The 7,975-nt window shown below is 33.1% G+C and carries 10 protein-coding genes and 1 other RNA gene; 2 read left to right on the forward strand and 9 right to left on the reverse strand.

Going from position 1 to position 7,975, the window contains the following annotated elements:
• Positions 1-58: 58 nt before the first annotated feature.
• From ACIPNH_RS04025 to ACIPNH_RS04065, 9 genes are all read right to left on the reverse strand, one after another.
• Entirely contained in the window at positions 59-370 is a 312-nt protein-coding gene (locus ACIPNH_RS04025) for a type II toxin-antitoxin system RelE family toxin (protein WP_253303024.1), read from the reverse strand.
• Positions 351-572: a hypothetical protein gene (locus ACIPNH_RS04030; protein WP_400771868.1), complete on the reverse strand. Its 222-nt coding sequence runs from the start codon at positions 570-572 to the stop codon at positions 351-353. Before ACIPNH_RS04030 ends, ACIPNH_RS04025 begins: the two co-directional genes overlap by 20 nt.
• A gap of 102 nt (positions 573-674) precedes the next feature.
• Complete coding sequence (locus ACIPNH_RS04035) at positions 675-968, reverse strand: type II toxin-antitoxin system RelE family toxin (RefSeq protein ID WP_306700832.1); 294 nt, start codon at positions 966-968, stop codon at positions 675-677.
• Positions 949-1,167 carry a hypothetical protein gene (locus tag ACIPNH_RS04040; protein ID WP_006279413.1) on the reverse strand — a complete coding sequence of 73 codons (219 nt, stop codon included), beginning with the start codon at positions 1,165-1,167 and terminating at the stop codon, positions 949-951. The genes ACIPNH_RS04035 and ACIPNH_RS04040 overlap by 20 nt, the downstream gene beginning before the upstream one ends.
• Before the next feature lie 200 nt (positions 1,168-1,367).
• On the reverse strand, positions 1,368-1,805 hold the full coding sequence (locus ACIPNH_RS04045) for a ClpXP protease specificity-enhancing factor SspB (RefSeq protein ID WP_006279412.1): 438 nt from the start codon (positions 1,803-1,805) through the stop codon (positions 1,368-1,370).
• Positions 1,806-1,828: 23 nt separating this feature from the next.
• Positions 1,829-2,158, reverse strand: a transfer-messenger RNA (tmRNA) gene (ssrA, locus tag ACIPNH_RS04050).
• 124 nt (positions 2,159-2,282) lie between these two features.
• The gene (locus tag ACIPNH_RS04055; RefSeq protein ID WP_015588828.1) at positions 2,283-2,873 is read right to left on the reverse strand and encodes a CvpA family protein; all 591 of its coding nucleotides are present in this window, start codon (positions 2,871-2,873) and stop codon (positions 2,283-2,285) included.
• Between the two features lie 57 nt (positions 2,874-2,930).
• Positions 2,931-3,527, reverse strand: coding sequence for a riboflavin synthase (locus tag ACIPNH_RS04060; protein ID WP_151808045.1), 597 nt, complete (start codon positions 3,525-3,527; stop codon positions 2,931-2,933).
• A 67-nt stretch (positions 3,528-3,594) separates the two neighbouring features.
• Positions 3,595-5,295 (reverse strand): hypothetical protein, encoded by a 1,701-nt coding sequence (locus ACIPNH_RS04065; protein WP_400771870.1) that lies wholly within the window; start codon positions 5,293-5,295, stop codon positions 3,595-3,597.
• A gap of 146 nt (positions 5,296-5,441) precedes the next feature.
• Here ACIPNH_RS04065 and pheS point away from each other — a divergent pair, with 146 nt between their 5' ends.
• Together pheS and glmU are read left to right on the forward strand one after the other, a co-directional pair.
• On the forward strand, positions 5,442-6,485 hold the full coding sequence (pheS, locus tag ACIPNH_RS04070) for a phenylalanine--tRNA ligase subunit alpha (RefSeq protein WP_264723713.1): 1,044 nt from the start codon (positions 5,442-5,444) through the stop codon (positions 6,483-6,485).
• Positions 6,486-7,778, forward strand: coding sequence for a bifunctional UDP-N-acetylglucosamine diphosphorylase/glucosamine-1-phosphate N-acetyltransferase GlmU (glmU, locus tag ACIPNH_RS04075; protein ID WP_400771873.1), 1,293 nt, complete (start codon positions 6,486-6,488; stop codon positions 7,776-7,778).
• Positions 7,779-7,975 lie beyond the last annotated feature (197 nt).

The following is a 7,975-nucleotide window of genomic DNA, read 5'->3' on the forward strand; positions in this document are numbered from 1 at the left end:
TTATACAACATTTTTTTTAATTTTTCAATAAAGAAAGGAGTGGTGTATAAAAATATATTTAATGTTTCAGTAGGTCCAATATTGCCTGCTTGTAAATATTGTCCCTGTGTCCTATTGAAACAATAATTACTATACGTTTTACAATATTTACACGGTAGACAATACGATAATCATCAGCAACTTTTATTCTTCTATGTTCCTTTAATCTCTTGCGTAGCAACACACCGTTACCAATAGGATCAGTCTCAAGATACTCTTTTATTGCATCTTTAATACTTGGCTTTACATCTTCCGGCAAGGAAGGCAAATTTCTTTTAAGAACATGCTTTAGATATTTAATGGTGTATTGCTTATTTCCAGATGTCTTCACTATCCTCTACTTCTTCTGCATCATCAGAATTTAACTCCCTAATAATTTTGGAAAATGCAATATCTTCCCCTTCAAGTTCGATTGCTTCCTTGACTAGCTTTTCTGTTAATTTTTGAACAGACTGCTTGGTGGCTCTAGCTAGTTCAACAAGATGCTGCGAAGTTTCTGGGTTGAAAGTTACACTAACTTTTGAATTTACCATAAGCTTTACCAAAGTCTACTACTATAGCTATTTTACAACATTTTTTTTAATTTTTCAATAAAGAAAGGAAGGAGGGCTGTATAAAAATATATTTAATGTTTATCAAGTAGCCTTCTCATAAATGGTGTCTCTATGTCCTGCTGTAGCAACAAACACCTTATGTTTTGCAATATTTACAGTATAAATAATTCGATAATCACTAACCCTTATTCTTCTATACCCTTTTAGCCTGCCACGTAATGGTTTACCAAATTTAATTGGATCAGTTGTAAGCCGCTCGTTTATCGCTTTTGTAATCCTTGATCTTATTGTTTTTGGAAGATTTAGAAAATCTCTTTCAGTAAAGTTTTTTGAGTAGACAATATCGTATTTCAGTTTATGTCCTCTCCCTTTCAGATAGTACTGTGTTCCAGTCTACATCCTCACATTCCTTAATAGTTTTATATAACGCAATATCTTCTACTTCGCACTCGATTCCTTCGATGACTAACCTTTTTGCTAGTTCTTGAACGGATTCCTTGGTGATTTCAGCTAACTTAGTAAGGTTATGTGAAGTTTTTGGGTCAAAAGTTATACTAATTCCTGAATCTGTCATATGTTTTACCAAAGTCTACTAATAATTATACAACATTTTTCTGAATTTTTCAATAAAGGAAGTTGATGATATGTAAGAAAAATTTTGCCACCTGCGTTAATAAATAATTAAAGATTTAGCATATTTATCTACCCTCTATTCTATTACTTAAGTTAGACCACTTTTTTCTATTAATATTTTTTGTTTATAAAGATGAGCAGTTACTCATCACGCAGTTGATCTATGGATATAATACTACCGTTTGATAGTTTTTCAGTACATTTTTCACTTTTGTATTCTTTATCAGAGTCGATACTGATTTTGTCAAATATTAAAACATCTCCTGAAATTTTATCACGAAACTCACTAATAGCAAAAAACGGTATAGTAATTCGCTCTTGTTTTCCTTGAAAACTCAAACTGACGCTAAATTTATCCTCAGAAACTTTTAAATCATAGAATTGATGCTGTAATATAATAAGCATTTGAGTAGGGTATGACTTTTTCAAACGATCTGGCATGGTCACACCATTAAAATATGTGAAAAATAATATTTCTAAGTGAGGGATAAAACCATTACCTGATATAACATCTAAAGTCTTTTTGATAACTTGAAACTTAGCAGAATTAAGCAGTTTTTTGTAATCTGTTTGCTCCATATAACTTTCACATACGTAAATTTTGGGGGAACTTCTGTTACCCGGCGTTCCCTAAACCGTGCTTTAGTAATAAACCGGTTGTGCTAAATTAAGCAGCAACACGATATTCTTCAGCAGCAAAATTATCGTTTGCATTTAAATTATGAACTCTTAGCGGTGGTGTCTAACCGAGCAAAGCTACCATCTTTACTATGCATGTCGATCCTTAATCGCCCCCGTATAATTAAAAAACATGGTGGAGGCGCCGAGTACTGCCCTCGGGTCCAATACACCTATTACAAGGTAATTTTATTGCTATAGTACACAAAATGTACATAGCTATTACATAGCAACATTAAATAAATGTCAAGATATTATGACCTTAAGTTGATTTATTGCTAAAACAAAATTAATATTTCCAGTAAAAAATTCTGTGCTCTTAACCTGACACATATGGCTTTTTGAATACTCCCAATGAAAATATTTATAAATAAATATTTACTCTTCTTTTTTATTGTTTTTAGGTTTTTCTTGATCAACCATTTCTCCACCGATCTCTTTTATTTTTAGTATCAACGACTCTGGTACATACATGTCAATTACTTCTTCTGCTGTCACAAATAAAGCCTGATAAGAGTGTGAATTTATTATCCAATTAGGCAATATGTCTTCTGCTTCTATTTTATACTCTCCCTCTTTTTTGTCATATACTGTGTAGCAATATAAGTGCACAGCAAAAAATAATACATAAGAGAGCAATATTCCTTTAAGCACTCCGAGAAAGATTCCAGTAACTCTATCGATAAACCCCAACCTTATGGGTAATAATATGTACATTAGCCAGTTATTTATTATCATGAATATAAGATTAAGTATAATAAATACAGAGATTGTAGAAAGTATGTTTAGTGTAACTTTAGAATCAAAATATTTACTATAATTTGGAGTGAAAAAATCATAGTGATTAGCTGTCAGAAAGACCGATAAAAATAGAAACATTAGTGCGCATAGCTCTTTTATAAAGCCTCTAGTTACCGAGATTATTACGCATAGAACAACAATGAAGATAATTAGGCTATCGAAAAGCATGTTTTATATCTATATGGTTTTCAAGATATAATAGTTGTAAATAACAAGGTTGTAAAATTAATTGTATTTATGCTGCATCAATTGATCTAAATACCTAGCGATCATGTCAATTTCTAAATTCAAATAATCATTTACTTTGTTGTACTGAAAAGTTGTATTTTCCCATGTATAGGGAGTGATATTTACTGTAAATTCCTGATTAATAACTGAATTCACTGTGAGGGAAACCCCATCTAGTGTAACGGAGCTTTTTTTTGCAACAAATTTAATTAATTCTTGTGGGCACGATAGTTTGATTTCATGAGAATCTAAATTTTGATTAATTGTTAAAAATTTTACTATCCCATCAACATGACCCTGAACCAGGTGGCCATCGATCTTATCGCTTAATCTCATTGCTTGTTCGAGATTTATTTTTTTTCCTATTCTCCACGTATTTAAGTTAGCAACCTTCATAGTTTCTTGAGATGCTTGGACTGTAAATATATCGCTCATTATATCAACAACAGTTAAACACACACCAGAGCAAGCTATTGAATCTCCTTTATTTATAGAGGATAAATTTTGTGTCTTGATATGGAAAATTTGATCAGAGTTGGAGTGAGTGGTAGTATCAGTTATAGTCCCGATATCCGTGATAATTCCTTTAAACATATGGTGAAAATAAATAATTTTACCATGAAAGATCTCTTAGGACAACTTGTTTACATTTTGGGTAAGTTTAAATGCGAGAAGGAGATTTGTTCTGTTCAATAGATTCTATAGAATATTCAGAATATATAAAGCGAGCTAAATTCAAAATACACAGCGCGATTAATATTGGCAACCCTATGTTCAATGCTAACCCAATACTTTCCCTTTTTTCTGGTGGCACTAATCCTTTTAACATTGACACTTTTCCTAATGGAAAATGCCATAAGCAAAGTGTTGATGCAGATGCTACTATTATAAATAGACAAAAATAAGCCTTTTTTGAGGAAAATACAGTTTTTAACGGTGATTTGAGTGTAATGTTAGTATGTGGTAGAGTTTTAGCTTCATTTGTTGCTGGTGAAAGATCTTTAATTGGTAAAGGGTTTGTAGATTTATGAGGAGTATTTTCATGTTGTGGAGAAGGTTGTTGTATATAAACACCTGAAACTAATTTAAGCAATTGCTCTTTTTTTCTATATACTTGTTTTTGTAAATATTCTTTACCTAAAAGTGAGTTACTAAGAGGTTGTGGCCTTTCGAGTATCTGTAATACTTCTGATATTTCGCCTGGCTCTAATATTGCATGTAATTGTTTATCTTGAAAGTAAACAATATTGAATACTGAGCTGAAAATATTGCAAAATGTTTCTGGATCTTGATTTTTGTATCCACTCATCACTTCAATAAATATTTTATCGAGTTTTTTCCCCCTGTGCTCAATTTGGTTATCTATCATAGCTACTCTAGCATCATTTTGTGCTTGTTTTATGGCTAATGGTTTTTCTTTCTCTGATAGTTCTTTGGTCTGCTTTTTTGACTTCTTTTTTCTGTTAGCCTTAAAATACTCTGTGTGCGAAGTAGTTTGACCGAAATCAGAAATAAGCATTGTGACGTCTTCTATTCTTCTTTCGTCGATTCCATCTTTTTGTGTTACCTTGTCCTGTTTTATCTCTTGAAGTGTTGGATGGTAAGTCAAAGCCCTCTGGTTTCGTATGGACAGTTTTGGTGGCTGTTGAAAGAAGAATTGTATTGTATTAAAAAAATTGGATAGCCGAAAAGAAGATCCAAACCAAAAAAAATTGTCACGCATTGCAGCAACAACTATTGGAACCCGCATCACTTGCTTTTTACTACTTGTTAAATTATAGCCAAACAGGCCTGTAACTGGTACGATTTGTTTATTTTGTGCATTTTTTTGGTTAGTTTCACTCTGTTCTTTTTTGTCTTCATTTTCAGTTTTTTCTGCATGTTGTAGCTTTTCATTTAGAAATAACTCGATTTGGTACAAGTTGTCCAGGTTAATGTTTTCAACGTCTGTTTGTAGCGTTATCGTTGTGCCCTGCAGAAGGATTTGAGGCGGAGCACTATTTACGAATTCTTCTACAGTTTTATAACTGTTAGTTTTACAGTAGTTATTATATAGTTCACTGCTTTCTTTGGGCACTTTTATGTTGGCTGTAAATTTTTTTTCCCGGGAAAGGCAGATTTTGAAAAAATCAATTAAAGGGTTTATTCGAAATAATCTTATATTAAAGGTGTCTTTATCTGTTGCTGTTAGCTCAAATGAAAATTTTTGTATATTGCTTTCAATACTTCTCGAGCGAATAGCACTGATCTTAATTGTTTCGCTAGAAAATGCTTTACTTATGTTTCTGGATTTTTCCTTAAAGAGCTTAGGTAAATCCTCTATTTTATACTTATTCTTAGTTTCAGTGTTACTGTTGTGCATAGTTGATACAGCAAATTCATCAACGCAAAGGTAAATAAAAAAGATTAATTAGTCAATAAATTAATAATCAGAATAGGGCAATTTTTCGGATTGTTGATGATATTTAAAATTTCACTATAATGAAAGTTTAAGCCAGCGTTTTTAAGATGAATAAAGAGTTATTAGATGACATACTTTCACTTGAAGATAAAGCAGTTTCCGAAATTGAGAATGCTTCTTCTTTGCAAGATTTAGAAAAAGTCAGGCTATCATATTTGGGAAAAAAGGGTGTAATTAAAGCTTATTTTGACAACTTAAAAGAGATAGAAGACGCAGGAAAAAAGCGCAATTTAGGCGAAGTTATCAACGTTTTACGTAATAAGCTAGATCAGCTTATAATGAATAAGGAGAATATACTAAAAGCCGAAGAAGTTAACTTTAAATTGCAGAACGAGGCGGTTGATATCACGTTGCCCGTTAGACCAGAAAAAATGGGCAAGGTCCATCCACTCAGTAAGGTTATAAATGAAGTAAAGCTTATTTTTGCACATATGGGTTTTAAAGCAGTTGATGGCCCTGATATTGAAGATGAATTTCATGTATTTGATGCACTGAATACTCCAAGTCATCATCCTGCGCGAGAGGAGCAAGATACCTTCTACTTAAAGAATAAAATAAACGATAAAAGAATGGTACTGCGCACTCACACTTCATCTGTACAGATTAGAACCATGGAAAAAACAAAAAAATTCCCAATTAAAATAGTAGCCCCTGGTAGGGTATACAGAAATGACTTTGATGCAACTCATACTCCTATGTTTCACCAGATAGAAGGGTTATATGTCGATGAAAACGTCAATATGGGCCAGTTAAAATTTACTATTCATCACTTCCTTAATAAGTTTTTTGGAGATAAAGGGCTGAAGATACGTTTTCGTAATAGTTTTTTTCCTTTTACTGAACCCTCTGCGGAAGTGGACATAAGTTATAAAGGTAGTAAATGGATAGAAGTGCTTGGATGTGGTATGGTGCATCCAAATGTCTTTCAAAATGTTGGAATAGACCATACTAAATACAACGGTTTTGCGTTTGGCATTGGTATAGAAAGGCTTGCGATGCTAAAATATCAAATCAGCGACCTAAGAAGCTTTTACGATAACAAAATCAGTTGGCTTGATCATTATGGTTTTCATTTTTCATCTTTAAGATAAGTGATAAATAAAGCTCATACTTTTCTCATACTTGCTGCCGGGCATGGCAGGCGGATGAATTCAGATTTGCCTAAGGTTCTGCACGAAATAGGCAATTTTTCCATGCTTCAGCATGTCATTTACAATGCAAAACAGTTAAATCCTGAAAATATTGCTGGTGTAGTTGATCTGCCTTTAATTGAAAGACTAAAGTGCTTTAAGGATATACAGTTAATTACACAAGAATTAACACTTGGCACGGGAGATGCGGTCAAAACTGCGATGAGAAACCTAAGAGAATTGCCAGATTCAAGCATAGTTGTTGTGCAGTATGGAGATACTCCGCTCATAAAAAGCAGCACAATAACTAAAATGATTAGTTATTTAGAAGGCAAGGCTCTAGTTTGCCTAGGTTTTAGGACAAGCAATAAAGAATACGGTAGGTTAATTATTGAGAATGGTTCCTTAAGAGAAATCGTAGAAGCAAAGAGTGATAAAAATAATCATGAAGAATTTCTTGCAAATGCTGGAATAATGGTTGCATGTGCAAAGAATTTACGTGAATTGGTGGAGAAAATAGAGTGCAATAGCTCAACTCATGAATATTACTTGACCGATATAGTTTCCATTGCAGTGAAGAGTAATTTAAATGTCGGTTACGTTATTACCGGTGGAGAAGAAGCAACGGGAATAAATAACAGAAATGACCTTATAAAAGCTGAGTTTTACTTTCAAGAAGATAAAAGAAAAATTTTTACCGACTCCGGAGTAACGCTTGTTGCACCAGAGACTGTTTTCTTTTCTCTTGATACGCAAATTGCCAGAGATTCAGTTATTTACCCATATGTTTTTTTCGGTACTGGAGTGAAAATAGAGTCTGGTGCGAAAATACTGCCATTTTCGCATTTAGAAAATTGCTTAATTAAAAGTAATGCTGAGGTCGGTCCATTTACCAGAATACGCGGAAACACAACAATTGGTAATAAGGCAAAAATAGGAAATTTTGTGGAAGTGAAAACAAGTGAAGTTGGTCAAAACACTAGAATAAAACACTTAAGTTATATAGGAAATGCTAAAGTAGGGCAGGAGAGTAATATAGGAGCAGGCACTATTGTTTGTAATTATGATGGGAAAAATAAACATGAAACGAATATAGGGAGCAATTGCTTTGTTGGCGCCAATAGCTCACTAATTGCGCCGCTTAATATTCATGATGAATCTGTAATTGCAGCAGGTAGTGTTATAGTTGAGGATGTACCAGAAAAAAGCCTTGCAATAGCAAGAGAAAAGCAAGTAACTAAGAGAATAAAGTAGTCTAATTTAATTATGTTGTTGTGTCATTTTTAATATTAGACTTCTTGCACAACCATATAACAAACTTTTATTGGGAATAGAAACAAAAAAACTTCCTTGACAAACTCCGCCAGCCCCCTTATCATAACAGTGAAGCTATTGTATTTGCTTTCGCCAATCTGCAGATTAAAAGGTAAGGATTACTTAATGTATCGGCG

It is taken from the genome of Wolbachia endosymbiont of Drosophila barbarae, assembly GCF_044752445.1.
Lineage (GTDB): Bacteria > Pseudomonadota > Alphaproteobacteria > Rickettsiales > Anaplasmataceae > Wolbachia > Wolbachia pipientis.